The sequence below is a fragment of the Paenibacillus agri genome (assembly GCF_013359945.1).
Classification (GTDB): Bacteria; Bacillota; Bacilli; order Paenibacillales; family Paenibacillaceae; genus Paenibacillus_AQ; species Paenibacillus_AQ agri.
This window is the reverse complement of sequence record NZ_JABWCS010000219.1, coordinates 198458-222386: the sequence shown is the minus strand read 5'-3', so window position 1 is coordinate 222386 and position 23929 is coordinate 198458. Positions and strand designations below refer to the sequence as shown.

Here is a 23929-nt window from a genome sequence, read left to right as displayed (position 1 = left end):
CCTACCCTATCTAGGGCCGTAAGCACATGTTAGCAGGAGGTTTTCCTTCTATTTCTACAGCTTACCCCCGCATTATAATTTTCGCGCCAAGGCCGTCAGCTTCTGCATGCCCTCACGCAGCAGCGGTTCGCTTACAAAAGAGTAGCAGAGCCGCAGCCATGATCTCATCTCGCCAAGCGGATCGAAAACCGATCCGGGCACAAAAGATAGGGAATGCTCCAGACTTTTGCGAAGAAGGGCATCCACCGGCGTTCCATCCGGCAGCTTTACCCAGAGCGTCAGCCCGCCACCGGGAGTCTCCCATTGCCAACCGCTTTGGGACAGTTCCTGTTCCATAATTTCCTTTTGCACCTGAAGCGCGATCCGCAGCTTGCCGAGATGCTGCTGCAGCCGGGGCGAAGTATAGTAATGCAGGAAAATCTTCTGGTTTAATAGCGGCGTGCCGTTATCTTCAAGCGATTTGATCTTGATCAGCCGTTCCATCAGCGGATACCGGCAGGCGACTGCGCATATCCGCAGACCGGGCGCAACGTATTTGCTGAAGCTGCCAATATAGACGACCCAACCCTCAGTATCGTAAGCAAAAATAGGCGGCGGTGGCTCTTCTTCAAAATACATATCCCGAAACGGATCATCTTCTACCAGCAGGCAGCGGTAGCGTTCCGCGAGCTCCACCAGCAGCTTACGCTGCCGTACAGGCACCGTATAACCTGTGGGATTATGATGCGTCGGATTCATGTAAAACATGCGAGGCTTATGCTTGGCCATCAAGGCCTCAACCTCATCCAGATCATACCCTTCCGGAGTAATCTCCACCGGAACCAGCCGTGCACCCGCCCGGCGAAAAATATCCATAGCTACGCTGTATGTAGGTCGTTCTATCAACACCGAATCCATAGGTCCGAGCATCATCCGGGCAATCAGATTAATCGCCTGCTGGGCCCCAGAGGTTATCAAGAGCTCGCCAGATGACAGTTGCAAATGCTGCTGCTTCCGAAAATGCCCACTAAGCGTTTCCCTCAGTTCTTCGTCACCCTGTACGCTGGCATAAGTCCCCATCACCTTGGGGTACATGTCGAACACTCTTTTCACATAGTCAGATAAGAAAAGATTAGGCAGCAGCCCCGGATCAATGAGAGCCAAGGAGAACTGATATTTCACAGGAATGCGCTGGATGTCATACATGGGATTGCTGTGCAGATACGAAGAGACCCCGCTTCCTTCGTCAAAACCTTGGACCAGCATTTGCCCGTGGCCCTGAGACACATAATAACCCGACTTATCCTTGACATACACCTTGCCGTCCTCGGTCAATTGACGGTAAGCCTTAAAAACTGTCAGCCGGTGTACTCCTAATTCTTCGGCTAACAGCCGGATGGATGGCAGCTTGTCATGACTTTTCCACTCTCCCCGTTCTATACGATTCAGGGCGTACTCATACACTTGACGGAACAAGGGATGTGCCTGCTCCGTTTCCCTCACTTTTTTCATCAGACACAAGCCTCCTTCTCATTCTTTCCGTTCTTTCTATTCTTGCCGCACTTTCTATATTTCCTTATACCGTATTGTACATTATCTCCGTAACCATCTGTTCTGTATTTATCAATCTGTTCTGTTCTCTTCCTTATATGATTAACGAATACTTCAAGCACGACTCCACAATATTTCCAAAGGGGAACTGAACATGATTCTTTTAGCTTATACTCTTGTTTGTCTGATCTTCGCCACGACCTTCCTGGCCATTAAAATCGGCGTGGATGCCGGAGCGCCGCCTTTCTTCTCCGCAGGACTGCGTTTTTTCCTGGCCGGTGTCATTCTGTTCCTATGGATGGTCTGGAAACGCAAAGCCAGCTTCTCCCTGCTGCTGCGCAAGGAAATGCTGTTCACCGGAGCTGCACTGACCTTCGCAACCTTCGCTGCCCTTTATTGGGCGGAACAATATGTATCTTCAGGATTGGCTGCGGTACTGTCGGCAACCGGTCCGATTATGATTCTGCTCTTGCAAACTCTCGTTCTGCGGCAAAAGACCCCCGCACTCTCCCTGTACGGCTGTCTCATCGGATTCACCGGTGTTCTGCTGCTGGTTCTGCCTAATCTTACCGTGGATGTCTCTCCCTTATGGACTATAGGCTGTATCGTCATTCTGATCGGAGAGCTCTGCTATGCGGCAGGCGCAATTTATTCCAAAAAAGTCATCACCAATATGCCCGAAGTCTCGCCTATCGCCCTGAATGCCGCCCAAATGATGTACGGCGGAGCATTCATCTTTATCCTCTCGTTCTTTACAGAGAATGTGCAGCCAGATTGGCTGTTCTCTTTCCCTGTAGCTGGATCAGTCCTGTATCTTATTGTGATCGGGTCCATGGTGGGTCATACGCTGTTCTACTGGCTCGTCGCCAAGACCAACCCGGTTTTCCCATCAACCTGGCTGTACGTTTCACCGCCTATTGCTGTAGGGGTGGGGGTTCTTTTTTACAATGAAACGATCAACTGGGTGACCCTTCTCGGCATAATAACCATTATTGCTGGAACCATACTTATTAATGGAAAAGCTCTGAAGCAGATGATTTTCAAAGCCAAGCGCACACCAGCGTTACCAAAAAAAATATAGCTTACATTTTCAGAAAAATGACTTTTTTTTCACAGAATTTTAAGCGAGATATGATAAATTGGGGATGGTCCAAATGCCGGAATGGCAGGGGCCATCCTTTTTTCGCTGAATACGGTCAGAACATCTGGACGGAATCAGAATTTTTTCTACTATTTATCTGTTGCCAAGGAGGATTCATCTATGAAATCGAGTAAAGTTAAGCTTTTGACACTCACCGTAATCAGCGCCGTCCTGCTTGTCATCTTGTACCGAATGATTTTTCCGATACAGTACAGCTTTCTAGTGGAGGGCAAGGAAAGTCCCCCACCCAAATTTCAGCTTAGCCACGGTGAATTATTCGTTCCCGCATCTTTTCTGGAGAACAGTCTGGGCTTGAAAATCAAATGGGACCCGTTGCCGCAAGAATCGACTCCCACCGGTAAAGGGATCTATTACCGCGACAAGGTGCTTACGCTGATGTACCATGCCATTTCTCCAGAGGTACAGAAGGGAGCCTCATCCATATCTACATCAGAATTTAGAACCCAGCTTGAATTGTTAAAAAAGAATAATTTCCACATCATCACAATGGATCAATATGCTGATTTCATGCTTAAGGGTGGCAAGATACCGGATAACGCGGTATTGCTGACGTTTGACGACGGATACGAATCCTTTTACACCTATGCTTATCCGATCCTGAAGGAATTTGGGGATACAGCGACCAACTTTGTCATCGTCGGCGCAGTTGACGGCCATGTGCCAGGCCTACCCAAGCTAACGTGGGATCAAATGCGGGAGATGAAAAAGTCCGGCATGAGCTTCTACAACCATACCTACGATGCGCATCATATGATCGCTGTTGACCGTGAAGGCGATCAGAAGCCTGCGCTGCCGCATTTGCAATATCTGCCCAAAGAAAATCGGGTAGAAACCGTGCAGGAATACCGAAACAGAATCGATGCTGATTTACGGCACGCGGATAACCGCCTGCAGACGGAGCTCGGCAATACCCGTAACATTCTGTGCTTCCCTTACGGAAAATATAGCCTGACTGCCCTCGAAGTGGCACAGTCACAGGGCATCAATCTTTTCTTCACGATCGGAAAAGGCATCAATACGAAATTTGACCGAATCGGCTACCGTTTGGACGCTTCCAAGGCGGGAGAAACACCGGAGCATTTGATTGCCAGAATGAAACGGGGAGGCAAAGAATCGGAGAATGCTGAAACGAAAGGGTTGCTCATGGTCAACGACATTCCGCTGCCTTTTTCCGGCTCCGTACCTAAAATGAAAGACAACGAGCTGATGATTCCCTTACGGGAATTTAGCGCCGCTACAAAGGTCAACATGACACTCAGCAACAGAGACCGCAAAGTGACCTTGAGCATGTTCTAATACTATTGATTCAATTAAGGCATATCAGAAAACAAATTAAGGCGATCTTGCCCAGATCTAATACCTGCATGCAGGATATTGGATCTGGGCAAAGGTCGCCTTTTCATTGTTGACCCTGGGTTGGATTGCTAGGGGGGATGGAGGGGGTTTTGTAAAAAACCTTACTTATACGTGAATATTTCTACCTCTCCGGTATCGCTGCCTCCTTCCCCGCTCATGATAACCTTAAACGTGCTATTGACAGACTGTTTACCTGGAATAAAGATAAATCTGTTGCCGCTGCCTAAATAGTTGTCATCCATTACAGGTTTTCCTGTCCTTACATTAATAACAGAAAAGTAAATCTGAGGCATACTATCTGTAGTTTTCTTGAAATCAATGGCCAGCGTTTCTCCGTTTTTGATGACAAATGAGTCGCCAATCTGCTTGCCCTGCTTCCCGTTGATGTTAGCCGCTAATTTTACTTTTTGATTAAAGATGCTCTTCACTTTTGTTTTGGCGTCATAGCGAGTTAATGGCTTCATTCCCCATTGATCTCCATTTTTCTCTGTGGACATGATGAACTTGAAATCCTTTGGTTCCGTCACATTTTGAACCACCATCATACCTTGTGAGATAACCTCATTAATGAAAGCCAGGTGGTCATGGTTCCACTTCGTATTTTTATAAGTCAACTCATACTCAATTTGGTTGCGAACCATCTTCTCGATAACCGAATCGTCCTGATAAGCAGCGGTTTCTTTGGTGAACGCCACTGTGACATTCTTCCCGTCAATGCTAAGCACCTTCTGCTCCAGTGCATTGTCTTTCAGCTTCCATGAACGATTAATCATATAATACGGTTCCGTCCGGTTATAGTAATCCACCTTTAATCCATTGGCATCAATGCAAAAGGGGCCATCAATTACACCTATATTTCCTAATCCAAAGGTGCTCTTTATATTCTGGTCAAGCGTACTGTATACGTTATAGTAGGTAAACATTTCTCCTACATATTGCGTCTTCGTCTTAGGTGATTCTGCGAACACCATGGTCGTAATCAGAAGAGAAGCAGCCGTCATCGCTGTGACCAACAAGACACCTAGATATCCCTGGCCTTTGGATACTGGACTCATAATTAGTTCAAACCTCCTGAGTAGTTGTTTCTTGCTCTTGGCGAGGTTGCTACTTAGTGCGGGGGTGGATCGGGAAGCAAAGGCTAGAATCATCTCACTGTAAGCTCTCTTGTCATCAATGCTCATCTTCCGGGTTACTTTCTCATCACAGGCATATTCACAGGCTTCGCTTAAGTTGGCAAGCATCAGATAGGTGACGGGATTGAACCAGTGGATAGAGTTGATTACCACAGCTAACAGTTTGATCCACGCATCCCCTTGTCTGTAATGGTTCCACTCATGCAGAATAGCCAGATGGCAATTACTTTCCGATATCTGTTGCTCAGGAATAACAATGACCGGTTTGAAGAAACCAATGATCAGAGGAGACAGGACATACTTGCTAGTTACAATATTTAAGCGTCCAATGTGGTCAATGAAAGCTGGCTTATGGGCCAGTACCTTCCGTTTAAATCGGTAATAGCTTACAAAATAACGGGATAACATTATTAGACAGCCACCGGCCCACAAGGCAGGTAGATCGATCAACTTGGATAACAATGGGGAGGCATGCTCAATGGAAGTAGCTTCTAGCTGTGGAGACAGGATGTGCTCACTAGGTGGGGGATCTGCTGAGGGTACCTTTTCATTAACTCGAACAACCTCCTGGTTGTGAATCATCTCCAGCGAATTATTGAGGATTTGACTGGAGAAATCAGATGGAAAGACTTGATGCCAAGGAATAATAAATAACGTTAACATTATTACACTAGTTAAATAATAGCCGGCTGTCCCGAGCCTCTTAATTAATTTTCTCTTGAAGAGAAGAATCAAAACGGTGATCAGACCGCCAGTTAAAGTCGTTGCTAAGAGCCAGCTAATCATGCTCTTCCGCCTTCTTGTTGATAAATTGTTGAAGTTCCGTGATGTCTTGTTTGGTTAATTGGTCACCCTGGAACAAGCTGCTAATCAGACTTTTGGCTGATCCTTTGTGAATGGAACGAATAAACTGCTGGGTCTGTAACTGCTGATACTCTTCTTCGCTGATGGCAGCGGAGTATTCATGAGCATGAGAACGTCCAATTTTGACTGAAGTTAGTGCACCTTTATCGATCAAACGTCCGGCAAGGGTGACAATGGTTGTAATTTTTTTACCTTGCAGCTGTTCCATGATCTCCTTTGTCGTCATCTGACGATCGCTATTCCAGATCACCTGCATGATTTCCATTTCCGCTGCTGTAATATGCATGAACTCCCCCCTTCGATTCTACAATATGTTTTTTTATTATACATTACGTTGAAACGAAGTCAATATCTGTCCTTTATGGCATAAAAAAAAGCGCATATGCGCTTTAAATTACTACTTAGATACGACATCTTATCTGTTAACGGACTGCTGTCAGCCTTCCTTTTCACCAACGCCCTTCTCCTCCGCCTCGCGCCGCCGCTCCTCACGGATCTGTTCGCCTACAGTGCCTTTACCTCCATGCTCGCTTGGGAGCGTGTCCATTGCATCCATCGTGCCTGTTGAATAGGCCAATGATCTGGCATCTTTCTGGTCAGCTGCGGCAAGTGCATCTGATTCTTCAACGGAGCCAGTCATTCCTGACCGATGGATGTCTTGCGCCGCCCGGTCCTGTGGGAGCTTGTCTTCGGAAGATGCGTTCCTGGTATCCAGTCCTGTATCGTTCTTACCCTCCAGACCAGAACCATCGAAAGTGGCATCTACGGTATCTTGTACGGAATCATCCGTAGCTTCCCGGAGATCCAATGACCGGGCTTCGGGTAACTCCTCCGCAATCTCCCTATCCGAGTAATTGGCATTCACGGCATGATACCGTCCGAAAATACGGTGGACCTCTTGTTCATGCTCGCCTCCAGCATCTACCATCACCAGGATATGTCCGGAGCCTACATACCTGTCATAGCTCTCGGCCTCGTCCTCCGGAATGCCAAGTCCAATCAGGCCTCCAACCAGACCGCCGGTCCCGGCACCCACAGCCGCCCCTGCCAAAGTTGCCGCGATGGGTCCTGCAGCAATAATCGGCCCAATGCCGGGAATAGCCAACGCACCGATCCCGATCAGCAGTCCTGTCACGCCTCCAAGCACGCCTCCGGTTGCTGCACCTGAAGCCATGCCCTCTGGCGCCCTAGTTCCTGTCCCTTCTAGGATCGTATGGGCATCCTCTGGATTACGGGCAATGACGGAGATATCATCGGTCCGAAAACCATGTCTTTTTAATTCCTCAATGGCTGCGGAAGCCTCATGTTCGGCTGTAAAAACACCCACAATTCTTTTATCCATAACGGTACCCTCCTGTTGTTGGTTCTCATTAGTTTGCCCTGCTTCATAGCTTAATTAACCAAACTTTCAGCAGATAAACGAATGCCTGTTCATCCCACCAGGGGTGTACACAACCATCTATTCAGGAATTGGGGTATAATGAGGGTGCTGTTCTTGAATCAGAACTATTCTTTCGCAGAAAAGAGGCTGAAGCAGCCATGGCGATCTATAACTATAATCCGGAACGTCCCTTTCGGAGCAATCCAGATCTGCACTTGCACTACTGGGGGCGTGAACAATGTGTTCCAGGACATACGGTCGGTCCCGGTGTGCGTGATCATTACAAAATTCATTTTATCCATGGAGGCACCGGTATGGTCGAGGTTGGCGGATGCAGCCACACCCTTGGCGCCGGACAAGCCTTCCTGACGTATCCACATATCGTTACTTATTACGCCGCTGATCAAGATGATCCCTGGTCCTATTCCTGGATCGGTTTTACCGGTGAACAGATGGAGTCTATTCTGTCCAAAACTTCTTTATCTCCAGGTTGTCCTGTATTTCCGATGGATGATCAGTTAATGCCCAACTTGTATACGCAACTGACCTCCACAGCAGAAGCAGCAGACTGCCTGGACCTGTCTTTAAAAGCGATTATGTATGAGTTCTTTTCTTTGCTGATTAAGACCGTCCCGGCGTCTCCGATCCAATTGCCCGTGCTACGGCAAAAGAGTGCCTATGTGGAGCAATGTCTGCATTTTCTTCATTCACATTACTGTGAGACGATTACTGTGGAGATGATGTCCTCCGCCTTGAAGCTGGACCGAAAATATTTATCAGCACTGTTCAAGCGCACTGTCGGGCTACCGCCGCAGCAATATCTGCTTCACTTCCGCATCGCTAAAGCCTGCGAGTTGCTAACAGAGACACCCTGCAGCATAGGTGAAATCGCTAGGTCAGTCGGCTACCAGGACCCGCTTCTCTTCTCCCGCATGTTCAAGAAGGTGAAGGGCTGCTCTCCGAAGGATTTCCGGCTCCGTCATGCCAAAACGGACATTGTACTATAATTCCCTTCCTTTCTGACATACGCTTGGAAGACACCTTTCGCTACAATAAGAACGTAGCCCAAACCTGAAAAGAGCGTGGATTTTCTGAAAAATCCTTCGCCTAACCTTACCATTGACAGTGCTTTTCAGAGTCAGTTTTATTTTGAAGGATCTCAAGTGAGTAAGCTTCATAAAACATTTAGGAGGAACTTTCATGTACAACGCCAGTTCTACCCGATACGACAACATGACATATAACCGGACAGGCAACAGCGGTCTCCGTCTTCCAGCTATTTCGCTCGGCCTTTGGCATAATTTTGGCGGCATCGATACCTTTGAAAATGGCAGAGCCATGGTCAGACGCGCCTTCGATCTTGGGATCACTCATTTCGATCTCGCTAACAACTACGGGCCGCCTGCAGGTTCTGCGGAAGAGAGCTTCGGCCAGATTCTGGCCAAAGACTTTGGCGCTTACCGTGATGAGCTGATTATTTCTACAAAAGCAGGCTATTATATGTGGCCAGGTCCTTATGGGGAATGGGGTTCCAAGAAGTACCTCGTCTCCAGTCTCGATCAGAGCCTCAAACGGATGGGCCTGGATTATGTAGATATTTTCTATCATCACCGTCCAGATCCTAACACTCCGCTGGAAGAAACAATGGCCGCACTGGATCTGCTTGTCCGCCAGGGCAAGGCGCTCTACGTGGGAATCAGTAACTACAACGCGGAGGATACCCGCAAGGCTTCGCAAATTCTTCGTCAGCTCGGAACTCCATGTCTAATTCATCAGCCGAACTACTCCATGTTGTCGCGCTGGATTGAAGATGGACTGCAGGATGTGCTGGCCGAAGAAGGCATCGGCACCATTGCGTTCTCTCCCCTGCAAAAGGGTATTCTGACCGATCGCTATCTGAACGGAATTACCGCCGATTCCCGGGCTGCCGGACCAAGCGTGTTCCTCTCCGAGAATGAAATTACGGAGGAGGTTCTTGGCAAAGTACGGAAGCTGAACGAGCTTGCCGCCGCACGCGGCCAGAAGATGTCGCAGCTTGCCCTCTCCTGGGTTCTTCGCGGCGGAATAGTTACCTCTGCCCTGATCGGTGCCAGCAAGGTGAGCCAAATCGAGGATGCCGTAGCTTCCTTGAACGCGCCTGAGCTTAGCGCGGAAGAGCTGGAGCAAATCGAGTCCATTCTCCGCGGATAATTCCATCCAAGCGTCCCAAAGACGGCAACTGGAGCCGGGCAGCTATACGCTGCACCGAGCTTCAATTGCCGTTTTTTTGAGACTTGCATAACGAAGGGGCTAGCTGATAAGCACCTATTTTATTGCGTTGAGTGCATTATCCCTTTCTTTCTCTCTTTCCCTCTTTCTCTCTTTCTCCCTTTCTCCCTTTCTCCCTTTCTCCCTTTGATCAATTGTCCCGGGCTTGGAAAGGAAAAAGAGAGAGCTTTTATAAGAAGGATTGACGTGTAATTAACGGCATTTTTGTACCTTAAATCCTCTGCAGCTACCGGTTAGTAGAAATTAAGTGCAATATTGTACCTTAAATCTTCTAGAATACCCCTTCCAGCGTGCTTTTTCAAAAAATAAGATACAATAATGCCCTTATTTGACTTTTTTACCTACATTGAAGAAAAATAAGGTACAAAAATGCTGTTAGTTGGGGAGCAGCCTCCTCTTTTCCACTGTTAAGGCGACTGGTTAAGGGGAGTTTACCGCTCCCAGTGGTTGAAAACTGTCGACAGTCTATATTCCATTGCTAGCTGTCCTATGGAAAGCTTTCAGGCGGGAACGGGCAGGAATAGAGCTGCGGAGCGCAGAGGGTACGTGTTCTGGAGGAGAGCCGACGAGCGACCAGCCAACGAGCGACCAGCCAACGAGCGGCCAGCCAACGAGCAGCCAACGAGCGACCAGCCAACGAGCGACCAGCCAACGAGCGACCAGCTAACGAGCGACCAGTGAACGAGCGACCAGTGAACGAGCGGCCAGCGATCGAGTTTTCAGCCACCGAGCCCACATGCCACCAACCGCCATCATCCATTCTTTTGGGGCGGATCATGCCAAAGAGGATGTCCTTAGAGCTAATAGCTTTAGGGACATCCTCTTGAGTCATAGCATAATTCAATTCAGTCACGCCTTAGCACGAGCAGTGAGTTACAGCTTAGAGATCACCATAACGGCTTCAGCACGAGTAGCTTTCTTATTCGGCTCAAGTTTGTTATCGCTACCCTGAACCAATTCAAGCTTATGGGCAGCGGCTGCATAAGGCTTGGCCCACATAGATATCTGCGCCTGATCGGCGAACGGTATTCCTTCATCGCCTACATTAAATGGCAGCATATATTTATAGGCATAAGCCTTCATCACCATAACGACCATCTCCTGGCGTGAGATCGGGCGATCCGGTGCAAACAGCGTTTCGGACTGTCCGCTGGCAATCCCCGCCCCCACTACGGCGGCTACGGAATCGCTATACCATTTGGTAGAAGGTACATCGGTAAAGTCAGATGCACCGGAAGCTTTCAAGTTCAGCTTGCGGGCAATAAAGGCTGCAAATTCCGCGCGTGTCACTTGCTGATTAGGGGAGAAGCGGGTATCGCTTGTTCCTGTTGCGACATGCTGGGCAACCATGGACTTGATCGCAGATGAAGCCCAATGGCCGGCTGGCACATCCGTGAACGATTTGTCATATTGCAACACGGCGTATTTGCTAAGATGACTGACATCTATCGTCAAATATCCGTCACTTAAACGTCCTCCTAAATATTGTATCCCACCCAGCTCATTCAGATAATAGATTCCCGTAAGATTGGGATTGCTTCCTTCTGCAACTTTGAGCTTCAACGTTACCGGATAGCTGAACTCGCTAAGCTTACTTTCCTTTCCATCATTTGTGATAAGCGACAGCGTAATGTTGAAGGCTGCACCACTTGGCGTGATTACAGAATTAGCAGACTGCGAAGCTGCTCTGGCTGTATCTTCAGCAAGCTCGATACTACCGATCGGGGCGAATCCGACAGAAATTCTTGAAGTGTTTAGCTGCGCTACAGGAACCAGGCTTTTTAGCTGTTCAAGCACCTGTCCAGGGATAGCCAGCGATAAGTCATCTTTTTCAATCACCAGAGTGTTGTCCTTAATTAATAACTCCCCTGCTGCTGGCAACAGAAGCTGCTTGATATCCTCTGCAACCGGTACTTTAACCTTGCCGTTCTCGCTTCTTAACGCAACACCCAAGGTCTTGGAGATACCATCCTTGTCCACTAGAGTGGCTAACAGCGCCGGACCTGCAGGGGCCGGTTCCAACGTTGCAGGTGCTGGAGCCGTTACGCCACCACCGCCGCCGTTACCATTCCCAGGGCCTGAACCTCCCGGTTCCGTACCACCACTTCCATCCGGTACCTTAGGTACGGGGAAGATGAAGGCCTGCAGCGAACGACCACCGTCCTTGTTTACGGCAGCTACGTTGACATGATACGTCTTTCCGTTGGTCAATCCATCAATGAAGAAGCTGGTCTTCTGAATCGGAGATTGCGTCAGCAACTTGCCATCCAGCCATACCAGATACCCATCCAGATCCTCCTCCGTATTACGGTTCCAGTTCAAGCTTAGTGTCCCGTCTCCTGGAGTAGCTCTTAAGCCTGTAGGAGGTTCTGGAAATGTACCGATGAACGCCTCTACAGATGCTTCGAATCTATAGCTCAAGGCATGTTCAGGCAGGGTTTCCACATAAAGATCAATCCCGGCGCTTCTTGTGTTCACCTTGGGCAGGGCAATCTCATCACCAGAAGCCTGTTTGGAGAGACGCAACGTATAGGTTGCTCTACTATCTAAAACCTGTTGGAAAGAAAGGCTAATCGTCTTATTCTTGGGCGTTAATCCTCTCACGGGAATGACCGTGCCGTCCGATTTTACCAGCTCGAAATCACTTGCCTGGATTGCATTATAGTTGAGTGTATATGGCACGGCATTGTAGTCGTAATCTAGCGCATCCGTGAACTTCAAATCCAGTTGGAATGCGTCCGAAGAGACACCTGTCAGCTGCTCCGAGCTTGGTGTGAAGGATACAATGCTATCAAGTGGCTGGAGCTTCGTCCCTGCTTTGGCTCCTCTATATTCTGCCTTAGCTTCCTTCATCAAACCTGGGGCTCTCATCATGTACGGGGCCGACCTTTCCGTCTCATGACCAAGCCAGTCCACTGCACTTACCTGAAATTGGTGAAAAGAATGGTACGGAAATACCGGAAGCCGATCATATCGTTCTGTTATCGGAAACATAGAGTTGTCACGGGTTGAGAATATAAGCTCGTTATTGTCGTATACCTTGTAGTGAGAAAAGCCGAACACGCTACCCCGGTTTACTGGCGACCAATTCAGAAAAAGATGAGTGCCGTCATTATAGTAATCATATTGAAAATTCCGATAGATATCGGGAGCATGAAACAACGGGGCGAAATTGAAGTCATAGGTGGTTCCCGTTACACTGGCCGGTATCAGATTCTCCTTCCCAGCTCTGACCTTAATGTTCCAGGGAGCCAGTCCCGTTCCGATCTGCCCATTCACATTCGCCCAGAAGATATTGGATGAATAGGAATGATACACTTCTCCCACCACGTTCGAAGAGACGGGAACTTCTTGTCCTCCCAGGTCAAGACTCAAAGAAATATCCCTCTGATCGGAATAGATAATTCCCGAGATCTCCCCGGTTGACGCATCATACTTCAATTTGAGAATGCTAGCCGCATATGTCAAGACCGGAGCGCTCAGAGCCAGCAGCATGACAACTGCCAGGGAAACGCTGATTTTTCGCATAATCTTGTGCAGAATAATTCCTCCTAAAAATAGATATCTATGTATTGGAAATCTTTCCCCATAATAAGATGAATTCCAACAAATAACAATATGTATTTGCTATAGATATATTCCTATTTCTTACTTTTCTCCACCTTTTTCAGCATCTCCTGATACTTCTTGTTAGCAGGGACCTTCGACGCAGCGATCCTAATCTCGTTAATTGCCTTTTTCATCGTACTCTCATCCCCTTGAGATTGCGCGAGACCGGAATATACAGCCGCCAACTGATAGTGCACCTCATGCGACCAAGGTAGTATTTTCTCCGCCGATTGCAGGCTTTGCAGCGCGCTCTTCCACTCCCTCCGGGCACTTGCCGCTTCTCCCTTGGAGATCAACATGTACCCTGCCGTCATCCAGACAAAAGTGCAAATAGCGATAAGGCAAGGTAGCACAACTGCAGTAGTTCTTAGGCCGGCGAGCATGATCTCTTTTCCCTTGTATCCCTCTAGCTCCATTTCGGACAACAGCATCACAAACAAGCCGAAGAGGAGCGGATAGGCCAGGTCGATGTCAAAAGCAAGATGGGCGCAGAAAAGCAATACTGCCAGCATAATGTTTAAGCCTTCCCGCCCCCGGCGCCAGTTGGCCCGGAGTGCAGTCAAAATCATGGCTATAAACGCCAAGGCTCCGGCAATGCCCGTATCCAGTGCCATTTGCAAATACTGCTGATGCACATATTTTACGAAAACTGAGGGATACAGCACGGCCCAGCCGCCCCCGCCGGTACCCGTCAGCCAATGCGTCTTCCATAACCGGAGGCCATCACTCCAATAGATACGACGCAGAGAAAACTCCGTGGCGTTCCAGCCAATGCTGCGAATGCTGCCAGTGCCGCCATAGAGTACGCCGACGACAACTGCTGCCAATAGGACCACAAGCATAATAATTGCTCCCCATACAGCCCCTTTGCTTCTTTTATTTAAAAATAAAAGAAAGGCCGTTCCGGCAGCTACAAGAATCAATACTGCTCTTGAACCTGACATCAACAGCCCGCACAGTTGAATGGCCATCAGCAGCCAATATCTCTGCTGACTGGACCGTCTGTAGGCATGCCAGCCAGCGGCCAAGCCCGCTGCCATCACGACAGCGTACACATTGGCATAGCCTAACGTGGATTCCAGCCTGCCCTCACGGAAGAGGCCGAAGAAGAGCCCCCAAAGTGTGAGTCCTGCACCGCCCCAGGACCATGCCGCCCAAAGCCGGTCACGCTGAAGACTGGATAAGCCTGAGAATAGCAGCGTGACCGGCAGCAGCAGCGACACTTTAACCGCTTCCAGAACAGCTTGCTCAGGATCAGCGGCATATCCGACAGCCAGCCAATATAAAACCATAATAATCAGTAGAAAAATATGCACCGGTAGCAGCGTAAACTTTTTAACCCCTGCCAGATATACCGCTGTTACAGCATAAAGAACCGCAGCTAACGCCAAAAAGGAACGGGGCTTAAAAAAACCCGCTCCAAGCATTCCAGCAATAATAAATAACAGCAACGTATAAAATGGCAATTTTTTCGTTTCATATATGGTCATCATAAATGTTCTTGTTCGACAGACTTTACCAAAAATCCTTTATCCACCCTATTGGAAAATCTGTGTGATATACACCATGATGAGAAGCCCGATAATGAACGAATAAGTCGATGAACGCTCGTAGCCATGGCCGTGACTCTCCGGAATCAGTTCCTTGTATACGATAAAGAGCATCGCCCCTGCAGCAAAAGCAAGACCGTAGCCGACTACATTCTGCAGCGAACTGGCCGTAAAATAACCGATCACCGCCGATACCATCTCCATCAGTCCGGTCAAAGCGGCAATCCCTAACGCCTTCCATCGGCTTGTCCGGGAATTCATCATAAATACAGCCAGAATCAGCCCTTCCGGAATGTTCTGTGCACCGATAGCCAGAGCAACCGTGGGCCCAAGGCTGGCCTGCTGACTGGCATAACTAAAACCTGTACTAAGCCCTTCTGGGATGTTGTGGATAAAGAGCGCAATGATAACGAGCAATGCCTTCGAATCCATATTGGTGTAGCCGGGCTTGTTCTCCACATCAATGTGGGGAATATGGCTCTCGATCAAGTCCAGCAGCAGTACCCCGGTGATCAATCCAAGGGTCAAGGATATAATTCCCGACTCCTGGATTGCCTGCGGCATTAAGCCAAAGGTGGCAGCAGATACCATAATTCCGGCTGTAAATGCGACTAGAATATCCTTCCATTTTTCCGATAGTCTCTTCACGAACAGAATAGGGATTACGCCGAGAACAGTCGCCATTGCCGATAAAAAACTGCCTAGAAGCGCAGTAGCCAAGTCTTCAACTCCTTTGGGACAAGTCGGATAGACCAGCATATGCTCTAGGCAGGAATGTTATTACAATTATTTGTAGCTCCTCGGATTCAAAATGTTCTCCGTTCACTTAAATCCAGGCTCATAAGCTCATCGTCGTAGTAAGTATCACCGATCTTAACCGCTTTTTTCTCCTTGCCATAGCAAGTGAACCCTAGCGACTCATACAGCCTTACCGCTGCTTCATTCCCGGACATCACAGCCAGGTTCAGAATCTCCACGCCCTCAAGCTGTGCCGCTCTGGCGATAAGTTCCTCCATTAAAGCAAAACCGAGACGAAGCTTCCGGGCTTCCGGGCTCACATACACCGCTACTACAAGCCCTTTGTGCTTGACCTTCTCTCGGTTCTCCCGAATAAAAGTCACTATACCTGCAAGCTCACCATTATCGTTAAAAGCTCCGAGAGTGAACCTATTCTGATCGGCCTGCAGCCTTGTTTGTACCATAGCCAGCGGCATATCCTTTTCATCTTCATAGCTGCTTAGAAAGGCCTCGGGATGATCTCTTAATGCTCTTAACCGAAGCTTCTGATAGGTCTCAGCATCATTAGCATCTAAAATACGAATAACCAAATCTACCACTTCTCCTTCTTAAAGCTGCATTCTCCACTTCCCCTGTTATATTATCGCAAATTCGAAATCCTTGTCTCAATATAAATAAAACTCACACAGAATCTAGCTAGTGTGAGTTTTGTCTTGTAGCTTTTTGTGTTTACACCAAACGCTTCCGAATCGTACCTGAGATAATATCAATCACCGTAATCATCACAATAATTCCGAGCAGAATGATACCTACCCGGTCCCAATTTCGCGCTCCAAGCGCGAAGATTAACGGCGTACCAATCCCCCCGGCACCGATGACACCAAGAATCGTCGCTGAGCGGACGTTGATCTCGAATCGGTACAGTGTATAGGAAAGGAACCCGGGCAACACCTGAGGCAGCACCGCGAACCACAATACTTGCATGCGGCTAGCACCCGAAGAAATCAGTGCTTCCAGCGGTCCACGGTCGATATTCTCGATTTCGTCCGCGAACAGCTTCCCCAGCATCCCTATTGAGTGCAGCCCCAGAGCCAGTACACCGGCGAAAGAACCCGGGCCTACGGCCTTGATGAACAGCAAGGCCATAACAATCTCGGGAAAGGTGCGAACAAAGCTCAAGACCAGCTTACCGGAACCCGAGATTACTTTTCCCCGGCTCATATTCACCGCTGCCCAGAAAGCAAACGGAATACAAACAAATGTAGAAATAAACGTTCCCAATACTGAAATCGCTAAGGTCTCTAGCAATCCGTGCAGCAGATCCTCACCGTCCGGCAAATAGACAAATCCCCAGTCCGGGGAGAAGATTCCGCTAAAGATCGCCTTCGTAATTACCCCGGCTGTCTCCTTGAATCCGTTAAACGGCACACCGGAAAAAGCCCAAATATAAATTGCAGCCAGCGCTACATAAATCAGCCAGCGGAAACGATTCTTTCGTGGCTTGGGAACAATCTCACTCCATGGTTTACTCATAATAATTTCTCCCGCAGCTTTGTACTTGCATAATCAATAATCAGCACCACTGCCAATGTGAACAGGATGATGGTGCATGTCTTGTTGTATTCCAAAAAGCCCAGCGTCACCTCATAGTAGTGGCCAATGCCTCCTGCTCCTACCAGACCAAGCACAGCCGCCGCACGGACGTTGATTTCAAAGGCATACAGCACATAAGACATGAAATGCGCTTGCACCTGTGGAATTACACCAAAGACAATGCGCTGAATTTTGTTCGCCCCCACGGAAGTCATGGCTTCCAGCGGTCCTTGATCAATGGTTTCCAGCGCCTCATAGGTAAGCTTGGCAATCAGCCCTAGCGAGAAGACCGTCAAAGCGAATATCCCCGGAAGTGGTCCTAGACCAAAGATGGCTACAAAAATAGAAGCTAGCAGCAGATCAGGGATTGTACGAATCAAATTCAATAACAGTCGGACCGGGTGATGCAGCCAGCGGCTAACGGTGATATTGCTTGCACTAAGCAGTGCTACCGGCACGGCCAGAATAGCGCCCAATGTAGTGCCGACCAGCGCCATCCGGATCGTCTCCAGCATCGCATCCACGATTTTTTCAAAATAGGACCATTTCGGCGGGAACATCTCCTTCAGCAGGTCCAGCATGTTAGGCAGACCGGACAGCAGCTCGCCCAAGCTGGAATCTGTCAGAACAGCGCTTCTCCACAGCAGAATAATCAAGATCGCCGCCGTAAAATAGTGCTTCAGCTTCCTCGGTGCTTTCGGCCGAATTTTCTCCGTATTGGTGCTCATGACACAGGCACCTCTGCCACAGGCTCGCCAAGCAGCTCGTCCTTCTGGATGGGACGTCCATAGATTTCTGCGAACCTCTCATCTGTCGCTTCAGACACCGGCCCGTCGAATACGACCTCTCCAGCCCGCAGCCCGATGATTCGGGTCGCATATTGTCTCGCCAAATCAATAAAATGCAGGTTCACAATCGTAGTGATGCCTAGCTCTGTATTGATTTTCTTCAGATCATCCATAACCTGCTTCGTCGTGAGCGGGTCCAGTGAAGCCACAGGCTCATCGGCGAGAATCACCCGCGCCTCCTGTGCCAATACCCGGGCAATCGCTACCCGCTGTTGCTGTCCGCCCGAGAGCTGATCTGCACGTGAATAGGCCTTCTCAACAATATTCACCCGATCCAGTGCCTGAAATGCCAGTTCGATATCGCTTTTAGGGAAACGTCCAAGAATCGTGCGCAGCGTAGAATGATAACCAACTCTTCCGGCCAACACGTTACGCAGAACCGTGGTCCGCTTCACAAGGTTGAAGCTCTGAAAAATCATCCCGATGTCCCTGCGAATCCTCCGTAGCTGGCTACCCTTGGCCTTCGTAATGGATTGACTGCCGATGCGTATATCGCCCTCTGTAATGTCATGTAGCCGGTTGATCGAACGCAGCAGCGTTGATTTCCCCGCACCGGAGAGTCCCACAATCACGACAAATTCACCGTGAGCGATGGTGAGATTAATCCCATTCAGGCCCTTGGTACCGTTCGAATAAGTTTTGGATACATTGTGAAGCTCTATCAATGGAATCATTCCTTTATGTTATCGAATAAAAGAGATAGCCAGACCGGGGCAAGACCCCGGACCGGCTATCCTCATGTCTTATCAGTAAGATTGTTGTGAAAGACCCGACCTACTCTGTTTTAACCTTCTCGTTGTATTCGCGAACGATATCGAATTTGCTGTCATCGGATTTTACATAACCTTCGTGGGAATAAATATCCTTGATGATTTCATGACCTTCTTTGTCGGCCACAATATCGATGAAGGCATTCTGGATTTTCTCCACCCACTCTTTGTTCATGTCGGAACGAACCGAGATGGTGTCATTAGGAATCTTGTCCGTGAAGGCCAATACCCGCGTGTCTTCAAAGACTTTCGGATAGTCTTTCAGAACGATGTTACGGGCATCCTGGAAAATAGCAGCGGCATCAACATCGCCGTTCAGCACGGCCAGTACGCCTTGGTCATGCCCCTTCACTGTGATCGCCTGAACATCCTTCAACGGGTCAAGACCTGCGTCCATCAGCGTCGCAGCCGGCCATACAAAACCTGCAGAAGAGGTTACGTTCTGGTAAGCAATCTTCTTTCCTTTCAGATCGGCAACGGTTTGGATCGGAGAATCTTTTTTAACAATAATCATCGATTTATAGAAATCCACCAGTTGATCGGTAGGTGCGCCTGTATCGTCATTCACCCCGAAGCGTTGTGCTTGCAGGATAACTTCAGCGGCGCCTTTTTCCTTGGCAAGAACATAAGCGGTTGGCGGCAAGAAGCCTACGTCCACTTTCTTAGAAGCCATTGCTTCGATCACGGTGTTGTAGTCAGTGGAGATGCTAACTTGGACAGGAATTCCAAGTCTGTCGCTCAGCAATTTTTCTAGCGGCTTGGCTTTAGCTTCGAGCGTATCCGCATTCTGGGATGGTACAAATTGTACAGTCAGCTTCTCGGGAACATAGCCTTCCGCTACTGGAGCCGTCGTTTCCTGTGGGGCATTGGTAGCATTAGCCGATCCTTGGTCTGCGGAGTTGACCTGGTTCGTGTTGTTAGATCCACAACCACTAAGTAATGCAAAAGACATCATTAGCGGCAAAACGAATTTACTGATTTTTTTCAACCTTAAGACCTCCAGATTTGTCTATTTTTTGTACTTCTAAACTATAAAGGGATTCTGTTAAAAGTAAGGAGGGGGATTGTCAATTCTCCGTAAAATCTTCCCCCAACCTCTTAAATCCACTTTTTTTTCTGTTAGAATGATAGCGAAATGATCTTGGGGAGGCCTATTACTCATGAAAAAAAACGATACTATCACCTGTGAAATTCTCGTCACAAGTGATCTGCACGGCCATATCCAGCCTGTCGATTACCGGACTCGCGAGGTGCACCATCAAGGCTTGGCCCAAATCGCAACCCTCATTCACAGGGAACGACTTCATACACCTGAACTGCTGCTGATCGATAACGGTGATCTTATCCAAGGTACGCCGCTGGCATATTATTCATCTACTCAAGGCAAAGAGAACCGCCATCCAGCAATTTCTGTCCTGAATGAGCTGCGCTATGATGCAGCAGTTTTCGGTAATCATGAATTCAACTTCGGGATGGATGTGCTCGGCCAAGCAGTGCAGGACTCCAACTTCCCGTGGCTCTCGGCGGGGATTACCAATAGGGATACCGGCGAACCGGCCTTCGGCAAGCCTTATATTGTCAAATGGATCGATCAGAAAATCAAAGTTGTGATTCTTGGCGTAACTACACACTATATTCCCCATTGGGAGAACGCTCTTCATCTTGAGGGATTGGAATTCCATGACGCCCTTGAATCTGTAAAAAGGTGGTGTGCGGACATTCGGACGAGCGAACAGCCCGACCTTCTGGTCGTTTCGTATCATGGGGGATTCGAACGGGATCTGCTTACCGGGGAACCCACAGAAAGACTGACTGGAGAGAACCAAGGTTATGCGATGTGTATGGAGATTGAGGGACTGGATGTGCTGATTACCGGTCACCAGCACCGTTCCATTACCAGTGAAATCAATGGAGTAACTGTGCTTCAACCCGGCTTCAATGGGCAGGCGCTAGGCAAGATTACAGCCACCTTCACCGAAGAAAACGGTAAATGGAAGCTTCGGGACAAGCAAGCAGAGTTGCTATCCGTAGACTCCACTATTGCTGTGGATGAGCGTATTATTGAGCTGACACGTGCGGTTGAAGCTGAAACGCAGGTCTGGCTTGACTACACCGTGGGACAGGTTCAGGGGGACCTCTCCATTGCTAACGCTGCTGAATGCCGGTTGGCCGATCACCCGTTCATTGAATTCATGAACAAGGTGCAGATGGAAGCGGCGGGCGTAGACATTTCGACAGCACCGCTGCTTCGCAATGAGTGCAGAGGTTTCGATCAGACCATTACACGCCGGGACATTCTGGCCAACTTCATCTATCCCAACACATTGACCGTGCTGCGACTGAAAGGAAGCGATATTCGGCAGGCCTTAGAGCAGACCGCGAATTACTTCCAGCTTGATGAAAACGGCCAGCTTGAGATCAATCCAACCTATATCGAGCCTAAACCGCAACATTACAATTATGATATGTGGGAAGGCATTGAGTACATCCTCGATATTGCCCGGCCAGTCGGCGAGCGCGTCACTCTGCTGAACTACCATGGCAAGCCGCTGGACAATGACGGCGAATACGACATTGTCATGAACAATTACCGTGCAGTCGGCGGGGGCGACTATGAGATGTATCTGGGAAAACCGGTCATTAAAGAGATTCTCATCGATATATCGGAGATTGTGACGCATTATATTGAGCAGAAGGGGCATATTGAGGCGACTTGCGATGGGAATTGGCGAGTGATTGTGGGAACTGGAGAGTAACTGTGGGATCCTATAAACACACAACGTCATTCGATAATGACTTCGATATCTCAATAAAGAACTTCCTCTAGCCTAAAGTACAAAATGACCCCTTCGTTCTAAGGAGCTCCCTCAGCCAGATGACAATTACGCCAGAAAGCTCCACTTCACTCGATCGGGCATGGGAGTAACGGGAATAGTTCCTGTTATTTTGATTAAATTTACGTCTTTTCTAAAGATAACTGGAAAATATCCCGTTAATCACCTCATAGCTGGACAATTACAGCGAAAAGAGGTTTTTTAACGGGATATTTCCCCTTTATTTAGGACGAATAAACCGAAGGGAGCGAATTAACGGTATATTTTCCTGCTATCAAAGCCCCGATCAAACTCACACGTGGGCTTAGGTGAATATTCTGGTGAAGTGTGGACCAAGGATTTCGCCCGCCCATCCAGGACGTTAGATTATTAAGTTAACACTATATACACAGTAATGTTTAGACGTTTTTTTGCATATTTTTGCATAAGTACAGTGTTTCATTAGAGGTTAATATAGAGGTTAATAGGAATAATAATACTCACTAATGAACGCTTCGCTATCCAATTTAGGTCCTGCGGATAAACTCTGCAATATCTTCTTCGATCAAACTGAGCGCCCCTCTCCAAAAATCAACGGAGTGAACATCGATGCTCATTTTGGCGGCCACATCAACGATGTTATGCTTGCTTGTAGCACTCAGGAACAGACGATACTGATCCACAAAGTCCTCGCCTCTTTTTAAATATTCCGCATAAAGCCCCTTGGAGAACAACAGGCCGAATGAATATGGAAAGTTCAAAAATTCATTCCCTGCCATAAAATATCCCGCCTTACCCAGCCACATATACGAATGAAGCGTGTCCGGATCAATGCTCTCTCCATAAGCTTCCGACATACATGCAAGCATCAGCTCATTAAACTCCTGAACAGACAACGTTCCTGATGCCCTCCGCTCATACATACGTACCTCAAATAAATACCGGGCATAGAAATCCACAAGATAATAGCCAGCGTCGGAAATACTTCTCTCCAGGATCGGCGCAATATCTTTCTCTGCTGCACCAGCAATTAAGGTCTGGTTAACCAATGTCTCACAAAAAATCGAAGCCGTCTCGGCAATCGGAATCGGATAATCCGTATTCAGCATCGTCTGCCCCGCCAGACAGGAGCTATGATAGGCATGGCCAATCTCATGAGCAAGCACAGCAATATCCATAGAATTACCTGTAAACTGCGTCATAATTCTGCTTTCCTGAATCGGAAAAATATCAATACACATTCCGTAGCCGCCTTTTCCAGCTCTCGGCTCCGCATCAATCCAATGCTGTTCAAATACCTTCCGGGCGAAATCCGCTAGCTCTCCGCTAAAAGCTCCGAAACTGGATATTATGGTGTTCTGTGCGTCTTCATAGGCGATTCCACTCTTCTCTTCATTTATTGGTGCAAAAAGATCATAGAATGGCAGCTTGCCGGAATGACCCAGCAGTACCGCCTTCTTCTCATAAAATTTATGAAAGCTTGGCAAGCTTTCTTGAAGTGCCGAGAGCATGACGTTCAATGTCTCACGGTCCATTCTTGAAGCTGTCAGCACCTTGTCCAAAGGTGAAGCGTAGCCCCGCATTCCGTACACGGTTAGCGCCTCACCACTAATTCCATTGATGCAGGCCGCACAGACTTGGGCAATCGATTTACAGGTCCCAGTCTCTGCCTCATAAGCTGCCTTTCTTAGCATGGGATTGTGGTCATAGGCCATACTTCTCAGCTCTGCCAGTGTTACTTTGCGCAGCTTGCCTGCAACTTCAAGTTCCGCGAGTGCACTCGAAGCTGTCTCCATATAAAGCCTTTCCCAGGCTTTGGACCCGGTGCTCTGCATTTTAGTAATAGTAGCCTCTACTTCTTCACTAAGCGCATAACTCGACTGGGCAATGAGTTCCTTTAAGTAGAAAGCATGCTCCTGAAGATACGCAGAGCTTTCAATAAGCTCATCCATGTTCGGTTCTGCAGCCAACCAGCGTTTAAATCCTGCAATCACGCTAGCAATTTCTGCATTCACTTTTTCAATATCATCCAGAAGATTTATTGCTTCCTGACTGCTGCCGTCAGCGCTGAGTACTAGCTCTGCGTAGGCCATCAGGCAAACATATACACCTTTATATTGATTATATATTCGCAAAAAAGCCTCGGTTGCAGTAGGGGTTGGCCCCTCAATATGCAAATTTGCCGCAGCCCACTCTTTTAAACCCTCTATATATTGGTCCAGACGATTGCGATCTTCCTTCAGCTTCTCGGACTCAAAAGAAGGATACAGGCTGTCCAGATCCCATGTCATATTCATTGATGAACCTCTCCTTA

General features: G+C 48.3%; 18 protein-coding genes. 5 read left to right on the top strand and 13 right to left on the bottom strand.

The annotated features are described in order from the left end of the window. Nucleotides 1-72: 72 nt before the first annotated feature. Entirely contained in the window at nucleotides 73-1491 is a 1419-nt protein-coding gene (locus HPT30_RS24740) for an aminotransferase-like domain-containing protein (RefSeq protein WP_175373965.1), read from the bottom strand. 193 nt (nucleotides 1492-1684) lie between these two features. Here HPT30_RS24740 and HPT30_RS24735 point away from each other — a divergent pair, with 193 nt between their 5' ends. Both HPT30_RS24735 and HPT30_RS24730 read left to right on the top strand, forming a co-directional pair. Next, nucleotides 1685-2611, top strand: coding sequence for a DMT family transporter (locus tag HPT30_RS24735; RefSeq protein ID WP_175373964.1), 927 nt, complete (start codon nucleotides 1685-1687; stop codon nucleotides 2609-2611). Nucleotides 2612-2791: 180 nt separating this feature from the next. Beyond that, on the top strand, nucleotides 2792-3988 hold the full coding sequence (locus HPT30_RS24730; RefSeq protein ID WP_175373963.1) for a polysaccharide deacetylase family protein: 1197 nt from the start codon (nucleotides 2792-2794) through the stop codon (nucleotides 3986-3988). 161 nt (nucleotides 3989-4149) lie between these two features. Here HPT30_RS24730 and HPT30_RS24725 read toward each other — a convergent pair whose 3' ends face one another. The 3 genes from HPT30_RS24725 to HPT30_RS30735 form a co-directional block, all read right to left on the bottom strand. Next, nucleotides 4150-5967: a M56 family metallopeptidase gene (locus tag HPT30_RS24725; protein ID WP_175373962.1), complete on the bottom strand. Its 1818-nt coding sequence runs from the start codon at nucleotides 5965-5967 to the stop codon at nucleotides 4150-4152. After that, nucleotides 5960-6331, bottom strand: a complete 372-nt coding sequence (locus tag HPT30_RS24720; protein ID WP_175373961.1) for a BlaI/MecI/CopY family transcriptional regulator — start codon at nucleotides 6329-6331, stop codon at nucleotides 5960-5962. Before HPT30_RS24720 ends, HPT30_RS24725 begins: the two co-directional genes overlap by 8 nt. A 150-nt stretch (nucleotides 6332-6481) precedes the next feature. Next, nucleotides 6482-7387, bottom strand: a complete 906-nt coding sequence (locus HPT30_RS30735; protein ID WP_175373960.1) for a general stress protein — start codon at nucleotides 7385-7387, stop codon at nucleotides 6482-6484. Nucleotides 7388-7584: 197 nt separating this feature from the next. Between HPT30_RS30735 and HPT30_RS24710 the strand changes: the two genes are divergently transcribed. Beyond that, nucleotides 7585-8433 (top strand): AraC family transcriptional regulator, encoded by an 849-nt coding sequence (locus HPT30_RS24710; RefSeq protein WP_175373959.1) that lies wholly within the window; start codon nucleotides 7585-7587, stop codon nucleotides 8431-8433. Nucleotides 8434-8626: 193 nt separating this feature from the next. Next, nucleotides 8627-9616: an aldo/keto reductase gene (locus HPT30_RS24705; RefSeq protein ID WP_175373958.1), complete on the top strand. Its 990-nt coding sequence runs from the start codon at nucleotides 8627-8629 to the stop codon at nucleotides 9614-9616. A 951-nt stretch (nucleotides 9617-10567) separates the two neighbouring features. Here the strand turns inward: HPT30_RS24705 and HPT30_RS24700 are convergent. From HPT30_RS24700 to HPT30_RS24665, 8 genes are all read right to left on the bottom strand, one after another. After that, on the bottom strand, nucleotides 10568-13222 hold the full coding sequence (locus tag HPT30_RS24700; RefSeq protein WP_175373957.1) for an S-layer homology domain-containing protein: 2655 nt from the start codon (nucleotides 13220-13222) through the stop codon (nucleotides 10568-10570). 113 nt (nucleotides 13223-13335) lie between these two features. Next, on the bottom strand, nucleotides 13336-14796 hold the full coding sequence (locus HPT30_RS24695; protein ID WP_175373956.1) for an O-antigen ligase family protein: 1461 nt from the start codon (nucleotides 14794-14796) through the stop codon (nucleotides 13336-13338). 45 nt (nucleotides 14797-14841) lie between these two features. Then, nucleotides 14842-15573 carry a ZIP family metal transporter gene (locus HPT30_RS24690; RefSeq protein WP_083205455.1) on the bottom strand — a complete coding sequence of 244 codons (732 nt, stop codon included), beginning with the start codon at nucleotides 15571-15573 and terminating at the stop codon, nucleotides 14842-14844. Between the two features lie 86 nt (nucleotides 15574-15659). Next, the gene (locus HPT30_RS24685) at nucleotides 15660-16181 is read right to left on the bottom strand and encodes a GNAT family N-acetyltransferase (RefSeq protein WP_175373955.1); all 522 of its coding nucleotides are present in this window, start codon (nucleotides 16179-16181) and stop codon (nucleotides 15660-15662) included. 139 nt (nucleotides 16182-16320) lie between these two features. Next, nucleotides 16321-17124 carry a phosphonate ABC transporter, permease protein PhnE gene (gene phnE / locus HPT30_RS24680; RefSeq protein ID WP_175373954.1) on the bottom strand — a complete coding sequence of 268 codons (804 nt, stop codon included), beginning with the start codon at nucleotides 17122-17124 and terminating at the stop codon, nucleotides 16321-16323. After that, nucleotides 17121-17912 (bottom strand): phosphonate ABC transporter, permease protein PhnE, encoded by a 792-nt coding sequence (phnE, locus tag HPT30_RS24675; RefSeq protein ID WP_175373953.1) that lies wholly within the window; start codon nucleotides 17910-17912, stop codon nucleotides 17121-17123. The genes phnE (HPT30_RS24680) and phnE (HPT30_RS24675) overlap by 4 nt, the downstream gene beginning before the upstream one ends. Beyond that, nucleotides 17909-18697 (bottom strand): phosphonate ABC transporter ATP-binding protein, encoded by a 789-nt coding sequence (gene phnC, locus HPT30_RS24670; RefSeq protein WP_175373952.1) that lies wholly within the window; start codon nucleotides 18695-18697, stop codon nucleotides 17909-17911. The genes phnE (HPT30_RS24675) and phnC overlap by 4 nt, the downstream gene beginning before the upstream one ends. A 109-nt stretch (nucleotides 18698-18806) precedes the next feature. Then, complete coding sequence (locus tag HPT30_RS24665; RefSeq protein WP_376767060.1) at nucleotides 18807-19790, bottom strand: phosphate/phosphite/phosphonate ABC transporter substrate-binding protein; 984 nt, start codon at nucleotides 19788-19790, stop codon at nucleotides 18807-18809. A 172-nt stretch (nucleotides 19791-19962) separates the two neighbouring features. Between HPT30_RS24665 and HPT30_RS24660 the strand changes: the two genes are divergently transcribed. Then, complete coding sequence (locus tag HPT30_RS24660; protein ID WP_175373951.1) at nucleotides 19963-21558, top strand: bifunctional metallophosphatase/5'-nucleotidase; 1596 nt, start codon at nucleotides 19963-19965, stop codon at nucleotides 21556-21558. A gap of 584 nt (nucleotides 21559-22142) precedes the next feature. Here the strand turns inward: HPT30_RS24660 and HPT30_RS24655 are convergent. Continuing rightward, nucleotides 22143-23912, bottom strand: a complete 1770-nt coding sequence (locus HPT30_RS24655) for a M3 family oligoendopeptidase (RefSeq protein ID WP_175373950.1) — start codon at nucleotides 23910-23912, stop codon at nucleotides 22143-22145. Nucleotides 23913-23929: the final 17 nt, after the last annotated feature.